Genomic DNA, 16,927 nt, shown 5'->3' on the forward strand with positions numbered 1-16,927 from the left:
GGCGGGGAACAGTTCGTCTTGTGGGATTCCGTGCACGGCGGCGTAGGCGGGGGCCCAGTCGGTGGGGAACACGTGCCCCTTTTCGTGCCGGGTGACCTGCTTGGCCAGGCTCTTGACCTTGTCGCTGGGGTGGCTGGTGATGCCGATCGCTTCGCGCAGCCGTCGGGCGGTCTCGAAGGGTCCCCAGCCGCGTGCTTCGCGCGCGGCCTGAAGGTGGACGGCCCACGCGGGGCGCTGCTGGACGGTCATGACGCCTGACACCCTTCACCGCTGGGACGGGAACACGGGGATGTCCCCTGGCCTGAGGCCATTGTGAGCGTTCCGTAACGCACCGTGCAGGGTTTTCACTCAATGGTGCGGGGGCCACGCACCAGCCACCGTTCCCGTGTGGTCCAAAGATCTTTCTCAGCGCGTGGTCCCGTCCCAAAGACAAGCCCGTCCGAACACAAGGCGGCCCCGGAATCGCGGTGTTAGAGCACCGGCCGGGGCCTTGGCCGGAAGGTAGTCCGACCCGTCATGAATGGTACGACCCAGACAGACCCGCTTGCGTCGCTTGGCGCGCATCTGGGGGCTCGCGGCCTCAAGGTCGAGCTGACCGCCCAAGGCTTGAAGGTCACGAACAAGGCTGTGCCGGGCTGTTGTGACCATGTACCGCACCCGTCCGTCATGATCACCTGCCGGAGGCGGCTCGACGATGGCGCCCGGATGTGGTTCGTCACCTCCTGGGGTGAGCCGATCGCGGAGGCCGGCAAGATCACCGACGCCGCTGTCGCCGTCTGCCACCTGCTCAAGTCGCCCGCGACAGCCGGGGACCAGCGGTGACGGCGATGGCGCCGTGGACGGCGGCCGAACTCCAACCCGATCGTGTGATCGCCGAGCTGGGGCGCCGGTTCCCCGGGACGTGCGCCTGGTGGGGGGAGTACACCGGCGCCTGGTGGGCCATCTCCCGCGACGGCACGGGCCGTCACCGCCTGATCGAGGCAGACGACCCGGCCGAACTGGGACGCCGCCTGGAAGCACTGGGCGCTCGCCACCGGCCGGCCCTTGCACGTCCAGTCACCCAGACCGGCACGGCCCGGCGGTTGCGGCAGCCGCCCCCGGCACCCCGCCGGGCCGTGCCCTTCCCCGCCGCGCCGGGATGGGCCGAGCCAGCCCCTCGGCGCGGCTGGCTACGGCGGTTGTTCCGCCGATAGAGCCGGGACGGCGCGGCCGAGCACCGACCGCTGCGTCGGCCGCGCCGTCCCCTCCACCCTCACGACCCCGCATCACCCCAGCGCGGGGGCCAGGGCCGCTACCTGGTCAATCGCATCCATCGGCGGGGCATCCCCGTCCAGCGAGCAGCACTCGCCGTCCTTGCCGTTCTGGTCTCGGGCGGACATCCGGACATGGGCGATCCGTGCGGGGCAGGGCACCGCGTGCACCTCGGATATCGGGCTGGCGGACGTTAGGCGCTTTGGTCCTTCTTACGCGTCCGGGGTGGTGACGATGTCGTCGCCGAAGGCGGCGGCGAGGGCCTTCGCTATCAGGTCGGGCAGTTCGGTGCGTCCGTCGTCCTCGGCCCAGCGCACCAAGGCCGTGTGCAGGGCGGCCAGGCAGGCACTGGCCGCCACCTGGATGTGGAACGCCGTGTCGGGATCGGTGGAACCGTCGCCGAGGGCGTCGACGATCGCCTGTTGAAGGGCGTAGTGGTTATCCAGGTGCTTCGCCCGCAAGGCCGGCGTCGAGATCATGAGCCGGAGGCGCGCCAGCAGGAACCGCTCGTCCGCCGTGAGGTCGTCTCCGCGGCCGCCGGTCAACGTCGCGGCCGAGTCGACGAGCGCTCTGCCGATGCGGCGGACCAAGGGCTGCGCGGCAGAGGACGCGGCGATCCGCTCGGCGACGAGTTGGCCGTGCTGGTCGAAGAGCACGAGGTCTTCCTTCGTCGGGAAGTGCCTGTACAGGGTCATGGGCGACACGCCCGCGGCTTCGGCGACGTCGGTCATGGTCGTGGCGTCGTATCCGCGCTCGGTGAACAGCCGGACGGCGTGCGCCTGAATCCTGCGCTGCGTCTCGGCCCGCCGTTGCGCTCGCAACGTTGTGTGCTGATCGGGCATGTGATAGACACTACCGCATTGGTAGTTACTACCAGATTGATAGCAACTAACAGACTGGGGTGGTCGACATGAGCGATCTGACCGGCAGGACGGCTCTCGTGACCGGGGCGTCGCGCGGCATCGGGCAGGCGATAGCGGTCCGGCTGGCAGCGAAGGGGGCAGTGGTCATCGTGCATTTCGGCACGGACGAGGACGGCGCGGCGGCGACGGTCGGGGAGATCGAACGCGCCGGCGGGGACCGCGCTCGCCGTCAGGGCGGAGCTGGGCGTGGACGACGATGTCGAGGCGCTCTTCGCGGGAGTCGAGGCGGGCCTGGAGGGGCGTCAGCTGGACATCCTCGTCAACAACGCGGCCGCAGCGCCCGCCGGTCCGCTCGGAGCCACGACACGGAAGCAGTTCGACCACCTCTTCGCGGTGAACGTGCGGGCGCCGTACTTCATCGTCCAGCGAGCGCTGTCACTGCTCCGCGACGGTGGCCGCATCGTCACGATCTCGTCCGTGGCGACCCGGATGGCCAACCCCACCCAGACGTCCTTCGCCATGACGAAGGGCGCGGTCGAGACGATGAGCATGACCTTGGCCAACGAGCTCGGAGCCCGAGGGATCACGGTGAACGCGGTCGCGCCCGGCGCCACTCGGACGGCGACCAACGGATCGTTCTTCGAGGCGCCCGGCCTGGCCGAACTCATCGCGGGCACAACGGCGCTCGATCGCCTGGGCGGACCCGACGACGTCGCCGACGTGGTCGCGTTCCTCGCCTCCGACGCCGCGCGCTGGATCACCGGTCAGGTCATCGACGCGAGTGGGGGCCTGTTCCTCGGACCGCGCGCCTGATCGCCGGCTGTCGGCGATGGCGGGGATGGTGTGACTATGCCGGTTCACGCCGGGTGAGCACCAGGGGGCCGTCCTCGGTGATGGCCACCGTGTGCTCGGAGTGGGCCGTGCGCGAGCCGTCGGCCGACCGGATCGTCCAGCCGTCGTCGTCGTAGACGATCCGGTCGGTCGTACGGGCGAACCAGGGTTCGAGCGCGAGGGTGAGGCCCGGGCGGAGCGTGAGGCCGCGCCCCGCCCGGCCCTTGTTCGACACGTGGGGCTCCTCGTGCATGGTGCGGCCGAGGCCGTGGCCACCGAATTCGTCATTGACCGGATAGCCGTGGCCGCGGGCCACCGCCCAGATCGCCGCGGAGATGTCGCCCAGGCGGTTGCCCGGACGCGCCGCCTCGATCGCCGCCTCCAGCGCTTCCTCGGTGGCGCGGATGATCCGCAGGTCCTCCTCGGCGGCCGTCCCGACGACGACCGTGCGCGCCGAGTCGGCCACCCAGCCGTCGATGCCGACGGCGAGGTCCGCGCTGAGGACGTCCCCGTCGCGCAGCGTGTAGTCGTGGGGCAGGCCGTGCAGGACGGCGTCGTTGACCGACAGGCAGATGACGTTGCGGAACGGGCCCCTGCCGAAGGACGGCGCGTAGTCCCAGTAGCACGACTCCGCGCCGCGCCGTTTGATCATGCCGCGAGCGTGGTGTTCCAGGTCCAGGAGGTTGACGCCCACCGCGGCGAGCCGGCCGACCTCGGAGAGCACCTCGGCGACGAAACGCCCGGCCACGTGCATGCGCTGGATCTCCGCGGGCGTCTTCAGTTCGATCACGAGTACCTCACGTACGTAGGGGTGCCGGTATTTCTATACCGATGACTCTAGCCCTTGACGGTATAGAAATACCAACCCTACGCTGGGGGCATGGTCCGCCACCCGCTCACGCCCGAACAGATCGAAGCCGGCAGGCGCCTCGGCGCCCTGCTGCGCCGCGCGCGGGCAGGACGCGACCCCGCGGAGGTCGCGCACGCGGCCGGCATCTCGCCGGAGACCCTGCGCAAGATCGAGACAGGCCGCCTGCCCTCCCCCGGGTTCGGCACGATCGTCTGCCTCGCCGAGGTGCTCGACGTGCCGATGCAGGAGCTTGCGGCCATCTGGCGCGGCGGCGACCTACCGCTGGAAGCCGCCTCGTAGCCGCTGATGGTCAGGGGCAGTACCTCCATGTGAAGAGGGAGCTCGCGCTGCCGTGGGTGGAGCCCATCGACACGAAGCTCATCTTGTCGTCGTCGGAGCTTCCCGCATCCAGCCGCAGCTCGGTGTTGATGTTGAGGTCGCGGTCATCACCGCAGGGCTTCCAGGTCATTCTCCGAGGGCTGACCCTGTCAAAGAAAATCCATTCGTTGAGGTACTGACCCTTGAGCACGCCGCCGATCGGCTCGTTCTGCGGGCCTCCCAGGAAGTAGATGTCCGTCCACTCCACGGCGGACGCCCCCGACTCCAGCCCGGCGAAGCCCTGGTGGTCTACGCCGGAGACGGAGTAGGTCCAGCGGTCCGGGGCGTTGACCCGCACAGTCATATGGCAGTTCTTCCGGGAGGCCGCCGGCGGCGCATTGCCGCTGGCGTAGACGAGGAAGTCGCTGTAGGAGACAGTGAAGGAGGTCTTGTCGTTGGAGATCGCCACCGACGACGTCCCGGCCGGGCAGCCGGAGCCGTCGACGCTGACCACGTCGACGCTGACATTGTCCGGCGGGACGGGGGCTGCGGCCGAGGGGAGGGCCGTCAGGACGGGGACGCAGAGGGCGCCCGCCAGCACGATCGCCGTTCTTTTGACATTTATCATAGATAGGTCTTCCACCTGGATCGGGGACCTCGCAGCCGGTAATCATTTGTGACGCTATTCCCAACTCGGGAAGTGGGTCAACTTCGTCTTTTTCGATTCACTTTCTGGCTTAACTTTTTCAACAACTGCGTGACCTTGTATTGGTACGGTCCCGCCGGCCCCGACCACAGGATCGGGGTTATGCCCAGAGGTCTACTGCGACCTTGATGTCTTCTGGGTGTTTGTGCAGGCCGTCGGTGAAGGCGTCCATCGGGACGCGTCTGGTGATCAGGCGGTCCAGCCAGTCGGGGTCTGCCTTGGCCAGGGCGTCGGCCGCCTGCTCGAAGTTGCGGCGTGCGGCGTTGACCGAGCCGAAGACGACGGTGTTCTCCAGCACCAGTTCTTTGTTGATCTCGTCGGCGCCGACCGGGGTCTTGCCCTTTCCGGAGGAGATGCCGGTGAGGCAGATCACCGCGTTCGGTGCGACCAGCTCGGTCAGCTGGAAGAGCAGCGGGCCGTGGCCGGTGCACTCGATCACCACGTCGGGCACCGTCCCGATGTCGCCCACGTCCCCGACGTGGAACGTGGCGCCGAGATCGGTGACGAGCGCGCGCTTGGCCGCGCTGTCCTTGATGTCGGCGACGTGGACCTCCAGCCCGCGCTGGACGGCCAGGAGCGCGGCGAACAGTCCGATCGGGCCGGCGCCGGTCACCAGCGCGACCTCGGGACGCCACGAGGAGCGGGTGAAGAAGCGGTCGGTCTGCTCCCACGCCTTGGCGATCACGGTGGCGGGCTCCAGGAGGACGCCGTGGTCGCCGAGGGCGGGATCCAGCTTGACCGTGTACTTCGCCTCCGAGACCCAGCGCTGCGCGCCGAACCCGTCCCGCTCCTTGATGCCGCGTTCGGTGTACTTGCCGTTGCGGCAGAAGTCCGCTTCGTCGTGCGCGCACGGGACGCACGGGACGGGGTCGGGCCGCCGCACGATGCCGACGACCAGGTCGTTCTCGGCGAATCCGCTGTCGGGGGGAGCCGCCAGGACCCTGCCGAGCGACTCGTGCCCGATCACAAGGCGTTCGCGGCCCGACGGCGGCCAGCCGTAGCCGTCCCCTTCGACGATGTCGTTGTCCGTGCCGCAGATCCCCAGCAGCCGTCCCTCCACCAGCAGGTCGCCGGGACCCGGGACGGGATCGGGCATGTCCTCGACCCGGACCTGGTCGGGATGGCCGGGAACCACGGTGAGCGCCTTCATCTCGGCCGTCTCCTCGTCAGTCGGTCGGTGGTTGCGTCCTGTTCGGCGCGCATGGCCGCGCTAGCCCGTTCCGTCCGGGGTCGACGCCGGGCGTCCGAACCGCGACTGGAGGTCGGCGTCCACTCCCCTGGCGTCGCGGCCCTTCGTCTCGGGGACGTAGCGGGCCACGAACAGCAGGCCGGCGAACGAGATCGCGGCGAAGACCCAGAAGGTCTCGCCCTCGCCGATGAGGCCCGCGATCGGGAGGAAGACCAGGCTGACAACGAAGTTCGACGCCCAGTTCACCGCCGTGGACGCGCTCGACCCTGCCGCGTGGGCGCGGGGCGGGAAGACCTCGCCGATGAGCGTCCAGAACACCGGCCCCAGTCCGACCGCGTATCCGGCGATGTAGAGCACCATGAACACCAGCGACAGGCCGGACGTCCAGCCCGCGACGAACGACAGCCCCAGCACCGCCATCGTGACCGCCATCGCCGCGAGCGAGAACAGCAGCAGCGGACGGCGGCCGACGCGGTCGATGACCCGGATCGCGATGATGGTCATCACCAGGTTGATAACGCCGATGGCGATGGCGTAGAAGATCGAGTTGGACGCGCTGAGCCCGGTCCTCTCGATGATCGTCGGGGCGTAGTAGATGATCGTGTTGATGCCGCCGAACTGCTGGATGGCCGCCAGCGCCAAGCCGACGACCAGCGCGGGTCGGACATTGGCGGCGAGCAGGCTCCGCCAGCCCTCCCCCGAGTCCGGCGTCCCGCGGCTCTTGTACCGCTCGATCAGCCGGTCGGCGGTCGCCCCGTTGGTGACCGAGGCGATCAGCCGGCGCGCCTCGCCGTCCCGGCCGCGCGTGAGCAGCCAGGCGGCCGACTCCGGCAGCACCCACAGTGCCGCCACGACGATCACCAGTGCGGGCGCCGCGCCGAACCCGATCATCGCCCGCCAGTTCCCGGCGCCCGAGAACGCGAGGTTGACCAGGTAGGCGGCCAGGATGCCGATCGTGATCATCAGCTGGTTGAGGGTCAGGGTGCGGCCCCGGACCTCCTTCGGCGAGATCTCCGAGAGGTAGATCGGCACCGTCGCCGACGACGCCCCGACCGCCAGGCCCAGGACGAGCCGGGCCAGCAGCAGCGCCACGTAGCCGTTGGACAGGACGGCGATCAACGTCCCGATCAGGAAGACGGCGCCCTCCAGGCCGAGGATCTTCCGGCGCCCGATCCGGTCGGCGATGCGTCCCGCGCCCATCGCGCCCACCATCGCGCCGAGGACGAGCACGCTCACCAGGCTCGACTGCTCGAACGAGTTCAGCCCGAAGTCGGTCCTGATGAACAGCAGTGCCCCGGAGATCACACCGGTGTCGAACCCGAACAGGAACCCGCCGACGGCGATCAGAACCGCCCAGAGCCAGATCTTCCGCAGCCCGTCCGGCGGCACCTCGGACAGCGGCCCCTCAGCGGCGCGCGAGGAGACGATTCCCTGCACGATCACGCCCCCGGCCCGTCCGCGCCCGGACTGGCCGCGCCCGATCCACCCGCGTCCGGCCCGGCGCACGTCTCCGCTGCGATCGCCGCCATCCCCGTTTCCTCCCCCGACCTCGGAACACGACATGACCGGCGCTTCTCGCCCCAGAACCGCCCTTACCCTGCGCAATTGCAGTTACACGCCATGTCATCGGCGGCCGGTTGGGCGCGCACGGGCCGAACGGCCAAGGGGATGCGGCGGCCCCGGCGGTGTAGCGTCCCTGCGGCTCACTCCTGGCGGCCGGTGCCGACTTCGGCGTCGGGTTCGGGAGCGGAGTCGGGTTCGGGGGCTGAGTCCGGGTCCGGGGCGGCGAGGATGGCGGGAAGGTCCTCGGCCCGGCGCAGGGACGAGCTCATCACTCCCCGGCGCAGCGTGCGGGCCGCCGGGCTGTCGTCGGGGGCGACGAGGTACAGGGTTCCGCGGGCGGCGCGGACGGCGAAGCGGGCCTTGGCCAGCAGGTTCACCCCGTCGGAGTCGATGGAGGACACCTCCGTCAGGTCCAGCACCAGGTGCAGGGGCCGCGCGTTCAGCACCACCGTGGTCAAGATCTTCGCCTCGGCGGTAACCACGGTGCCCGACACCAGGTGCCCTGCCATCCGCAGGACGACGCACGCTCCCTGCTGGGCCGACCGCATCGTCAGCCCCGGCCGGTCCCGCTTCGGTTGCTTCCGGGCCCCTCTGGACGGTCCGCCGCTCGATGGCAGGTCCGATCCGGCCATGGACTGCGGGGTAGGCGGCTGCGCGAGCACGGGGGACACCTTCCTTCGGTCGAGGCGGCGACGCGCCGAGGGTACACGCAAAAGATTACCTGAAATATTATTCGCCAAATATGCGTCGTATGATAGCCCCATGACGAAGATCTCGTCCGGGACGCCCGAGCCGGGTGCGCACCGGCCGGGACCGGCAGGTCAGCGAGGTGAGCGGATGACGGCCCCGAACGAGCGCAACCACAAGGCATGGACGTTCCTGACCAACCACGCCCGTGTGCTGATCTGCATCGCGCGGGCCCCCACCATCCGGGTCCGCGACGTCGCCCAGGAGATCGGGATCACCGAGCGCTCCGCCCAGCTGATCATCACCGACCTGGAAGAGGCCGGCTATCTCACCCGCAGCCGCGTCGGACGCCGCAACACCTACACCGTCATCGCCGACCGCCCCTTTCGTCATCCCGCCGAAGGCGACCACGACGTCCAAGACCTGGTCGCCCTGTTCACCAAGGACAGGGCCGGCGCTTACTGACGACGTCGGGGCCCACGGCGGCGCTCCCTAAACTCGGGACCATGCTCAGACTCGGATTCCCTGTCATCGGTGTGACCGACCTTCCGCGCGCCGTGGCCTTCTGGACGTCCGCGCTGGATCTGGTGGCCACATCGGAGTGGGAGAGCCCGGCCTGGAGAACGCTTGACCACGCGGACGGCTCGGGACGGGCGCTGGCCCTGATGCGCAGCGAGTCCCCCGTCCAGGCGCACCCCCGCATCCATCTCGACCTGCTGGTGGACACCACGGCCGAGCAGGAGGCCGAGGTCGAGCGCCTCATCGGCCTCGGAGCGAGCAAGGTCGACTGGGACCTGTATCCGCCGAACGCGGACTTCGTCGTCCTCGCCGACCCGGACGGCAACGCCTTCTGCGTCGTGGACCTGAGCCGGGCCCCGTCCGGCTCGGCATAGTGCCCGCGGCCTTTTGGACGTTCAGGGCAGGTGGGGGTGGGGCGTGTCGGGGACGCTCCGGTCGTCGCAGATCGTGAGCAGGAGGGCGGCGCGTTCCGGGCCGAGCGAGCGGACCTTGTGCGGGGTCGTGGCCTTGAAGTAGACGGAGTCGCCCGGTTCCAGCACGACGGAGCGGGACGGGAAGAAGAGTTCGGCGCGTCCATGGTGGACGAACAGGAACTCCTCGCCGGGATGGTCGCGGAAGGGCACGGGGCCCGCGTCGTGGGGCGGGTAGAGCATGAACGGCGTCATCTGCTTGGTGCTGGCCTGGAGGGCGATGCCCTCGTAGCGCGAGCCGGCCTCGTCCTCGGGCGTGAGCCACTGCCGTTCGGCGGCCCGGGTCACGGTGACGTCGGCGAGCTGCTCGGCGTCGGCGAACAGGCTGTCGAGGGAGATGCCGAGGGCCCGGGCGAGCGCGGCGCTGACGGCGATGGAGGGCGTGCTCTGCCCGCGCTCGACCTTGGACAGGTAGCTCTTGGTCACGCCCGCGCGCTCCGCGAGGGTCTCCAGTGTCATCAGCCGCTCCTTGCGCAGCTGCCGGACCCGATTGAACACGGTGACTTCCTTCCAAGCCGCTCCGCGGGCCGGTGAGGACCCGGCGGGAGTCCAAGTATGGCCGCCGGCGGCCGCGCTCAAGGCCACCGCCATCTCGGACCTTGTTCGATGAAACATGGTGTCATATAGTGGCCAATGTTTCCCGGTGAGGCCATCACAAGGCGGCGCCGGCTGGGCCTGCCGGACGCGCCGGCACCCGGAACGGGAGCGAACATGACCTCGACACTGCACGACTCGAAGGACGAGATCGTCGGCCGCGCCGAGCGGCAGATGCGCGACCACTTCGGCGACTCAGCGCTGAGCACCCGGCAGAAGCTGGCACTGACCTGCCGCATCCTGTTCGACGGCGGCCACGACTCCGGGCTCGCCGGCCAGATCACCGCGCGCGGCAAGGAGCCGGGGACCTACTACACCCAGCGGCTCGGCCTCGGGTTCGACGAGATCACCGAGGAGAACCTGCTGCTCGTGGACGAGGACCTGAACGTCCTCGAAGGGGACGGCATGCCCAACCCCGCCAACCGGTTCCACTCCTGGATCTACCGCGCGCGCGAGGACGTCAACTGCATCATCCACACGCACTCGCTGCACACGGCGGCCCTCGCCATGCTGGAGGTCCCGCTGGTGGTCTCCCAGATGGACACCACGCCCCTCTACGACGACTGCGCCTTCCTGAAGGACTGGCCGGGCGTGCCCGTGGGCAACGAGGAGGGCGAGATCATCTCCGCGGCCCTGGGCGACAAGCGGGCCATCCTGCTCGCCCACCACGGCCAGCTCGTGACCGGCGCCACCGTCGAGGAGGCGTGCAACCTGGCGATCCTCATCGAACGGGCCGCGCAGCTCCAGCTGCTCGCCATGGCGGCGGGGACCGTCCGGCCGCTACCGCCCGAGCTGGCCCGCGAGGCCCACGACTGGACGTCCACGGAACGGCGCAACCAGGCCAACTTCGCCTACCGTGCGCGCCGGGCCCTGCGCGCCCACCCCGACTGCGTGGCCGAAGGGACGACCATCTGATGCCGGTCCCACCGCTGGCGGGGATCATCGCCTACCCCGTCACGCCCATCGTGCCCGGTACCGGCGAGCTGGACCTGGACAGGCTGCGACGGCTGACCGGCGAGCTGGTGGAGGCGGGCAGCCACGCCGTCGCCCCGCTGGGCAGCACGGGCGAGAGCGCCTACCTGCGGGACGACGAGTGGGACGCCGTCTGCGAGACGACCCTGGACGCCGTCGCGGGACGCGTCCCGACCGTGGTCGGCGTCTCGCACTGGAGCACCGAGACCACCGTCCGGCGCGCCCGCCTGGCCGAACGCCACGGCGCCACCGCGATCATGGTGCTGGCCCAGAAGTACTGGACGCTGACCGAGGACGAGCTCGAACGCCACTTCGCGACCGTCGCGGGCGCGACCGGCCTGCCGATGATGCTCTACAACAACCCGGGGACCAGCGGCGTCGACCTGGTGCCGGAGACCGTCGCCGCCCTCGCCCGGAAGATCCCCAACATCACCATGGTGAAGGAGAGCTCGGGCGACGTCGCGCGTTTCCGCGCCATCCCGGAGCTGTCCGATGGGGCGCTGGCGGTCTACAACGGGAGCAATCCGGTCGTGCTGGAGGCGTTCCGGTCCGGCGCGGCGGGCTGGTGCACCGCGGCGCCCTGCCTGGTGCCGCGCTGGTGCCTGGAGCTGCACGCCGCCGCGCTCGACGGGAGGACGGAACGGGCCGACGCGCTGTTGGAGGTCCTGCTGCCGTTCCTGAGGTTCATCGTCGGCCAGGGGCTGCCGCGGGCGATCAAGACGGGGCTGGAGATCCAGGGCCGCGAGGCCGGCCCGCCGCGGCCGCCCCTGCTGCCGCTCCCGGGCACGGACGCCGAACGGCTCCGCGAACTGCTCGAACGACTCGACGACCATCCCCTGCTGGAGAGCACGGGCGCGGGCACGGGCACGGGCACGGGCACGGGCGCGGGCACGGGCACGGGCGCGGGCACGGGCACGGGCGCGGGCACGGAAGGCGCCGCGGTCTGAGGCCGTCCGCTGACAGCCGGCGTCCACCTCCCCGCGGTGGACGCCGGTGCCACCCGCGAGGTCCCGTCCGCCATGCTGGTACCTACTCGGACGAGGCCAGGAGGAGGCGCATGGACGAGGAACCGACCAATCGTCCCAAGGACGAACCGCCGGGGACGGAGTTCCCGAGCGCGGAAACACTTGAGGACCTGGTGCGCAACATCGCCCGGGTCCGGGAGCGGATCGCCGCCGCGGCGCTGCGGGCGGGCCGGGAGGCGGACGACATCCGGCTGCTCCCCGTGAGCAAGACCGTGCCGGAGGACCGGCTGCGCCTGGCCGTCCAGGCGGGATGCCACCTCCTGGGCGAGAACAAGGTGCAGGAGGCCCACCGGAAGTCGGAGAACCTCGCCGACCTGGACGTCGCATGGTCGGTCATCGGGCACCTCCAGACGAACAAGGCGAAGCTCGTCGCGGGCTTCGCCTCCGAGTTCCAGGCCCTCGACAGCCTCCGCGTGGCCGAGGCCCTGGACCGCAGGCTCCAGGCGGCGGGCCGGAGCCTCGACGTCTTCGTCCAGGTCAACACCTCCGCCGAGGACAGCAAGTACGGCCTGCCGCCGGGCGAGGTCCCCGCGTTCCTGGCGCGCCTCCCCCGCTACGGCGCGCTGAAGGTCAAGGGCCTGATGACGCTGGCGCTGTTCACCAGCGACACCGAGCGCGTCCGGGAGTGCTTCGTCCTGCTGCGGACGATCCGGGACCGGGCCCGCCAGGACGTCCCGGACGGGATCGGGCTGGAGGAGCTGTCGATGGGCATGTCGGGCGACTACGAGATCGCCATCGAGGAGGGAGCCACCGTCGTCCGCGTCGGCCAGGCCATCTTCGGCCGCCGTCCCACCTCCGACAGCCGCTACTGGCCAAGCACGCCCTGACCCCGGAGTGGACCGGCTCGAACGCGGCCGCGACCCGCCATGCTGGCCCGTGGGACGCATCCGCCTACTGCGCAAGGAGCTTCACCCGAATGCCCATCAGCATGGAGAAGGTCCAGTCCACCGCGCCCGGCCTGATCGACCTCTACAAGGCCGCCAAGGTCAGCCTCGACAAACGCGGGCTCAGCGGCGAGAGCGCCGCCGTCTACCTGGTGCTCGACCGGTCCGGTTCGATGCGCCGCTTCTATAAGGACGGCACCGTCCAGCACCTGGCCGAACAAGCCCTTGCGTTGTCCGCGCATTTGGACGATGACGGGGTGGTGCCCGTGGTGTTCTTCGACAAGGGCGCGTATCCGCCGGTGGAGGTCGGCCTCGACCGCTATCAGGGCCGGATCAACGAGGAGCACGAGCGCCTCGGGCATATGGGGACCACCAACTACGCGGCGGCCATGCAGGCGGTCATCGACCATTATCAGGCCGCCGCACCGGCCGCCCCCGCGTTCGTCCTCTTCCAAACGGACGGATCACCGAACTCGCGGACCGCCGCGGAGAAAGTCCTGTGCGACGCCTCGACGCTTCCCATCTTCTGGCAGTTCATCGGCTTCGGTGACGACGAGTTCAAGTTCCTGCGCAAACTCGACGACCTTCCCGTCCCACGCAAACGCGCGATCGACAACGCCGCGTTCTTCCCGGCCGGTCCTGACCCGCGTGCCATCGCCGACAACGACCTCTACCGCTCTCTGATGGACGAATTCCCCGACTGGCTCAACGCCGCCCGCGCCGCCGGCATCCTCACCTGAGGGGTAGGCGCCTTGGCGGCGAGCGTAGGGTCGGGACGTGGTGCGCGAGCATGAGGTGTGGGCCGTCGGCGACGCGTACGAGGCGTATGTCGGACGGTGGAGTCGCCGCGTCGCGGAGGCGTTCCTGTCCTGGCTCGGCGTGCCGGGTGGCCTGCGTTGGCTGGACGTGGGCTGTGGCACCGGGGCATTGTCGGCGGCCGTTCTGGCCGTGGCGGATCCCGTCCAGATCGTGGGCGTGGACACGTCCGAGGGATTTCTGGCCGCCGCCCGCGCTCGGGTCGGTGACGCGCGCTCGACGTTCCGCATCGGCGACGCCGGGGCGCTGCCGCTGCCCGATCGCCGTTTCGACGCCGTGGTCAGCGGGCTGGCGCTCAACTTCGTCGACGATCCGCGCCGCGCGGCGGCCGAGTTCGCCCGGGTCGCGGCATTGGACGGCGTGGCGGCCGCCTACGTCTGGGACTATGCCGAGGGCATGGCCATGATGCGGCATTTCTGGGACGCCGCCGTCGCCCTCGATCCGGCCGCGTCCGAACTGGACGAGGGCCGTCGTTTTCCGCTGTGCCGGCCGGAGCCCCTCCAAGCCCTGTGGACGGACGCCGGCCTGGACGGCGTGAGCGTCAAGGCGATCGACGTACCGGCCGTGTTCGCCGATTTCGACGACTACTGGAAGCCGTTCCTGGGCGGCCAGGGCCCGGCCCCTGGATATGTCATGTCCCTGACTCCGGAAAGGCGTCGCGCCCTCCGCGAGCTTTTGCGCGACCGCCTGCCCCACGCGCCGGACGGGTCCATTCCGCTCACCGTCAGGGCGTGGGCCGTACGCGGCACGCTCAAGGACGAGCCGCCCATATCCGAGTGATCCGCCGCTACCCGATCTCCTCGGCGGCGTCTCCCGGAGGGTTCAGGTCGGTGAGGTCCACGTGCTCGGCGACCTCCTCGATGTCACGGCAGTACGCGACGAGCCGTCCGCGACGGGTCACCAGGAACCAGGACTGGCCCGCGCGCGCGTCACGGTGCCGGATCCGGGCGTAGGCCAGGTCGGCGTCGTCCAGTTCGACCACTTCGACCCGCAGCCCGTCCGGCCCCGTCAGATACCTCGCGTCGGCCATGAACGGAGTGTGCACCAGGCTTCACCTCCGTTCCACCCATCCATCTACGGGTTTTTGAACGAAAAGACGGCTGAGAGCGCCTCCGGGTCGTATCCGTCGGGGTGGAACCACGCTTCGGCGATCCTCGCGTCCGCGATGCGGAAGACGGCCAGCTCGTTCCCCTCGACGCGGACGCCGCCGCGGGAGGCGGTCCAGCGGGCGTTGGTGGCCGTGTGCTCGCTCGTGGTGATGAAGTCGGTCGGCTCCAGGCTGAACGTGCCCTCCGTCACCTCGACCAGCCGTTTCAGCAGCCGCAGCACCGCGTCGAGGCCGTGGTGGCTGCCCGAGTAGTCCTCGGCGCCGGGCTCGTGCCAGGCGATGTCGCCGACGAGGAGCGCGGCCACCGCGTCCCAGTCCCGGCGGGCGCGGGCGGCGTAGAAGTCGCGGACCAGATCCTGATGGCTCATGAAAATGATCATAAGTCGGACGCGCGGGGAATCGATCTTCACCGACGCGCCGGGCGGGGTTCGGGTACCGTCGCGTTTCTCAGGTCTTCCTCACCGGCGGCGACGTCGTCGAGGTGACGATCGGCGGCATCGGCATGCTGCACCACCGTCCGCGCCGAAGCCTGACTCTCGGAGGAGAACCGCCCGTGGGCACCGTTCAGGAACGCTTCGAGACCTTCCCGTTCGATTCCGAGCCGCGGCTGTTCGAGCGGCAGGAGGAGCAGTTGCTCGCCGAGCCCAGGGAGGGGCCGGGCGGTGTCAGGCCCTGGCGCGACCACGCGCCGATCGAGGTCGTCCATTTCGGCCCCGAGTACGTGGCGCGGGACTGCTCGGCCCCGCGCGGGGTCTACAAGAGCGACTTCATGCGGCTGGAATGGCAGTCGATGAACGGACGGCAGCCGTTCTACCACCGCAACTGCGACGTGGACGAGATGTCGTACCAGGTGACGGGCCTGCGGACGCTGATGACCGACCTCGGCAGCGTCGACCTCGTGCCGGGCGACTTCTCGCGTCTGCCGGTCGGCGTGGCCCACGACAACTACGGGCGCGAGGACATCCACATCCTGTTCTACGTCCCGGCGCCGGTCGTCGAGACGCTGCCCCCGCAGCGGACGTCGCAGGTGGTGATCCCGCCGTTCGAGGGCTGGGAGCCCGCCATCGTCAACGAGATGATCACCGAGTGCCTCGCCGGCCCGGACGACGACGTCGTCATGGCGCCCGCGGACGAGCTGACGCTGCTGGAGCACGCCAAGGACGAGACCGAGCGGATCCGGGTCCTGCGTCCCGCCGACGTCCCGGGGACGACCTGGCTGTACAAGTCGTCCCACGTCCTCGTGGGCCGGACGCGCGCCGACGCGTCGGACGGCCGCGTCTACCGGCGGATCCGCAACGCCGAGGAGATCCAGTACCAGCTCGGCGGTCACCGGACGCTGGTCACCCAGCGCGGGACGATCGAGCTGGAGCCCGGCGACTTCGTCCGGATCCCGGTGGGCATCGCGTTCACCAGCATCCACCACGAGCCGAGCACGTACCTGACGGTGGCGTCCGCGCGCGAACTCCCGCAGGTGGAGCCGGCCACCAGGACGGCCGGACGGCTGACCGTGGACGAGGTCGAGCGCCTGCGGTGACGCCGCGCGGCGGGGCGGCCGCTCAGCCGATGATCCCGCCGAAGCCCCTGCCGGCCAGGACGACGCCGATCACCAGCAGCAGCATGAAGACGACGATGGCGTGGTTCTGCTCCAGCCAGGTCCGCAGGCCCTCCAGCGGGGCCCGCACGCGCTCGGCGTCGACGACGTACGCCAGCACCGGGACGGCCACGCCGCAGGCGGCGATCAACGTGAACACGGCGACGGCCACGACCTGCCCGCCGACGCTCAGCGCGCCCCGTCCGACGACGATCCCGGCGGCGACGTACATCAGCAGGTTCTGGGGGTTCGCGGCCGACAGCGTCAGCCCCAGCGACGCCGCCCTGGCCGGGGTGAGGGTCTCGACGGCCCTCGTCCAGCCCGGCAGCTCCGCCGCGGCGCCCGCCCCGGGACGCGCCGTCCACTGCCTGACCGCCAGCGTCAGCATGAGGACGCCCAGCAGCAGTTGGATCCAGGAGACCGACGTCTTCGGCTCGCCGGTCTCGGACGACATCCCGATGGCGCCGGCGATCAGGACCAGCACGGTCGTCGCGGCCGCGATCCCGAGCACCCATCCGCCGAGGAAGGCCAGGCCGGCGTCCCGCACCCGCGGGGTCAGCAGCATGAGGATCACTGCGATGACCGGGAGGGGACTGATCACCACCCCCAGCGCGAGCGGCAGCAGCTCCCCGATGACCACGCCCATGTCGCCCCCCGATCAGCCTCGCCCGGGTCGGCCATACCCGGCTC

General features: G+C 70.2%; 21 protein-coding genes and 2 pseudogenes. 12 read left to right on the plus strand and 11 right to left on the minus strand.

The features are described from left to right. Nucleotides 1-249 (minus strand): annotated as a pseudogene (locus E1298_RS16845) (hypothetical protein); the annotation flags it as partial. Between the two features lie 267 nt (nt 250-516). Here E1298_RS16845 and E1298_RS16850 point away from each other — a divergent pair. Then, nucleotides 517-822 (plus strand): hypothetical protein, encoded by a 306-nt coding sequence (locus E1298_RS16850; RefSeq protein ID WP_131894249.1) that lies wholly within the window; start codon nt 517-519, stop codon nt 820-822. Further along, complete coding sequence (locus E1298_RS16855; RefSeq protein ID WP_131894251.1) at nt 819-1,193, plus strand: hypothetical protein; 375 nt, start codon at nt 819-821, stop codon at nt 1,191-1,193. The genes E1298_RS16850 and E1298_RS16855 overlap by 4 nt, the downstream gene beginning before the upstream one ends. 270 nt (nt 1,194-1,463) lie before the next feature. On the opposite strand, the gene E1298_RS16860 is transcribed toward E1298_RS16855, so the two are convergent. Next, the gene (locus E1298_RS16860; protein ID WP_131894253.1) at nt 1,464-2,093 is read right to left on the minus strand and encodes a TetR/AcrR family transcriptional regulator; all 630 of its coding nucleotides are present in this window, start codon (nt 2,091-2,093) and stop codon (nt 1,464-1,466) included. 68 nt (nt 2,094-2,161) lie between these two features. Between E1298_RS16860 and E1298_RS16865 the strand changes: the two are divergent. Then, a pseudogene (locus E1298_RS16865) lies at nt 2,162-2,927 on the plus strand (SDR family oxidoreductase). 34 nt (nt 2,928-2,961) lie between these two features. Here E1298_RS16865 and map read toward each other — a convergent pair. Beyond that, nucleotides 2,962-3,735 (minus strand): type I methionyl aminopeptidase, encoded by a 774-nt coding sequence (gene map / locus E1298_RS16870; RefSeq protein ID WP_131894255.1) that lies wholly within the window; start codon nt 3,733-3,735, stop codon nt 2,962-2,964. Nucleotides 3,736-3,825: 90 nt separating this feature from the next. Between map and E1298_RS16875 the strand changes: the two genes are divergently transcribed. Beyond that, nucleotides 3,826-4,095, plus strand: coding sequence for a helix-turn-helix domain-containing protein (locus E1298_RS16875; protein WP_131894257.1), 270 nt, complete (start codon nt 3,826-3,828; stop codon nt 4,093-4,095). A gap of 10 nt (nt 4,096-4,105) precedes the next feature. Here E1298_RS16875 and E1298_RS16880 read toward each other — a convergent pair whose 3' ends face one another. From E1298_RS16880 to E1298_RS16895, 4 genes are all read right to left on the minus strand, one after another. Beyond that, nucleotides 4,106-4,741, minus strand: coding sequence for a DUF4360 domain-containing protein (locus tag E1298_RS16880; protein ID WP_131894259.1), 636 nt, complete (start codon nt 4,739-4,741; stop codon nt 4,106-4,108). A 178-nt stretch (nt 4,742-4,919) separates the two neighbouring features. Continuing rightward, on the minus strand, nt 4,920-5,969 hold the full coding sequence (locus E1298_RS16885; RefSeq protein WP_131894261.1) for a glucose 1-dehydrogenase: 1,050 nt from the start codon (nt 5,967-5,969) through the stop codon (nt 4,920-4,922). A gap of 60 nt (nt 5,970-6,029) precedes the next feature. Then, nucleotides 6,030-7,451: a sugar porter family MFS transporter gene (locus E1298_RS16890; protein ID WP_243725623.1), complete on the minus strand. Its 1,422-nt coding sequence runs from the start codon at nt 7,449-7,451 to the stop codon at nt 6,030-6,032. A gap of 260 nt (nt 7,452-7,711) precedes the next feature. Then, a complete protein-coding gene (locus E1298_RS16895; protein WP_165975494.1) occupies nt 7,712-8,203 on the minus strand; it encodes an STAS domain-containing protein in 492 nt (163 codons plus the stop codon). Nucleotides 8,204-8,333: 130 nt separating this feature from the next. Here E1298_RS16895 and E1298_RS16900 point away from each other — a divergent pair, with 130 nt between their 5' ends. Both E1298_RS16900 and E1298_RS16905 read left to right on the plus strand, forming a co-directional pair. Continuing rightward, nucleotides 8,334-8,723: a helix-turn-helix transcriptional regulator gene (locus tag E1298_RS16900; protein ID WP_243725624.1), complete on the plus strand. Its 390-nt coding sequence runs from the start codon at nt 8,334-8,336 to the stop codon at nt 8,721-8,723. Nucleotides 8,724-8,764: 41 nt separating this feature from the next. Continuing rightward, the gene (locus E1298_RS16905; RefSeq protein ID WP_131894267.1) at nt 8,765-9,151 is read left to right on the plus strand and encodes a VOC family protein; all 387 of its coding nucleotides are present in this window, start codon (nt 8,765-8,767) and stop codon (nt 9,149-9,151) included. 21 nt (nt 9,152-9,172) lie between these two features. On the opposite strand, the gene E1298_RS16910 is transcribed toward E1298_RS16905, so the two are convergent. After that, nucleotides 9,173-9,745 (minus strand): helix-turn-helix domain-containing protein, encoded by a 573-nt coding sequence (locus E1298_RS16910; RefSeq protein ID WP_207944674.1) that lies wholly within the window; start codon nt 9,743-9,745, stop codon nt 9,173-9,175. A gap of 213 nt (nt 9,746-9,958) precedes the next feature. On the opposite strand from E1298_RS16910, the gene E1298_RS16915 reads away from it, so the two are divergent. From E1298_RS16915 to E1298_RS16935, 5 genes are all read left to right on the plus strand, one after another. After that, on the plus strand, nt 9,959-10,756 hold the full coding sequence (locus E1298_RS16915) for an aldolase (RefSeq protein ID WP_131894271.1): 798 nt from the start codon (nt 9,959-9,961) through the stop codon (nt 10,754-10,756). Then, the gene (locus tag E1298_RS16920; protein WP_131894273.1) at nt 10,756-11,760 is read left to right on the plus strand and encodes a dihydrodipicolinate synthase family protein; all 1,005 of its coding nucleotides are present in this window, start codon (nt 10,756-10,758) and stop codon (nt 11,758-11,760) included. The genes E1298_RS16915 and E1298_RS16920 overlap by 1 nt, the downstream gene beginning before the upstream one ends. 110 nt (nt 11,761-11,870) lie before the next feature. Continuing rightward, nucleotides 11,871-12,665, plus strand: a complete 795-nt coding sequence (locus E1298_RS16925; protein ID WP_131894275.1) for a YggS family pyridoxal phosphate-dependent enzyme — start codon at nt 11,871-11,873, stop codon at nt 12,663-12,665. 89 nt (nt 12,666-12,754) lie between these two features. Then, the gene (locus E1298_RS16930) at nt 12,755-13,462 is read left to right on the plus strand and encodes a VWA domain-containing protein (RefSeq protein ID WP_131894277.1); all 708 of its coding nucleotides are present in this window, start codon (nt 12,755-12,757) and stop codon (nt 13,460-13,462) included. Between the two features lie 37 nt (nt 13,463-13,499). Then, nucleotides 13,500-14,318: a class I SAM-dependent methyltransferase gene (locus tag E1298_RS16935; protein ID WP_207944675.1), complete on the plus strand. Its 819-nt coding sequence runs from the start codon at nt 13,500-13,502 to the stop codon at nt 14,316-14,318. Nucleotides 14,319-14,325: 7 nt separating this feature from the next. Here the strand turns inward: E1298_RS16935 and E1298_RS16940 are convergent, their stop codons facing one another. Further along, nucleotides 14,326-14,583 (minus strand): hypothetical protein, encoded by a 258-nt coding sequence (locus E1298_RS16940; RefSeq protein WP_131894279.1) that lies wholly within the window; start codon nt 14,581-14,583, stop codon nt 14,326-14,328. A 29-nt stretch (nt 14,584-14,612) separates the two neighbouring features. After that, nucleotides 14,613-15,014 (minus strand): nuclear transport factor 2 family protein, encoded by a 402-nt coding sequence (locus tag E1298_RS16945; protein ID WP_165975495.1) that lies wholly within the window; start codon nt 15,012-15,014, stop codon nt 14,613-14,615. A 185-nt stretch (nt 15,015-15,199) separates the two neighbouring features. Between E1298_RS16945 and E1298_RS16950 the strand changes: the two genes are divergently transcribed. Next, on the plus strand, nt 15,200-16,180 hold the full coding sequence (locus E1298_RS16950; protein WP_131894283.1) for a hypothetical protein: 981 nt from the start codon (nt 15,200-15,202) through the stop codon (nt 16,178-16,180). A gap of 22 nt (nt 16,181-16,202) precedes the next feature. Here the strand turns inward: E1298_RS16950 and E1298_RS16955 are convergent, their stop codons facing one another. After that, complete coding sequence (locus E1298_RS16955; protein ID WP_131894285.1) at nt 16,203-16,883, minus strand: GAP family protein; 681 nt, start codon at nt 16,881-16,883, stop codon at nt 16,203-16,205. Nucleotides 16,884-16,927 lie beyond the last annotated feature (44 nt).

Source organism: Actinomadura rubrisoli, from assembly GCF_004349215.1.
Lineage (GTDB): Bacteria > Actinomycetota > Actinomycetes > Streptosporangiales > Streptosporangiaceae > Spirillospora > Spirillospora rubrisoli.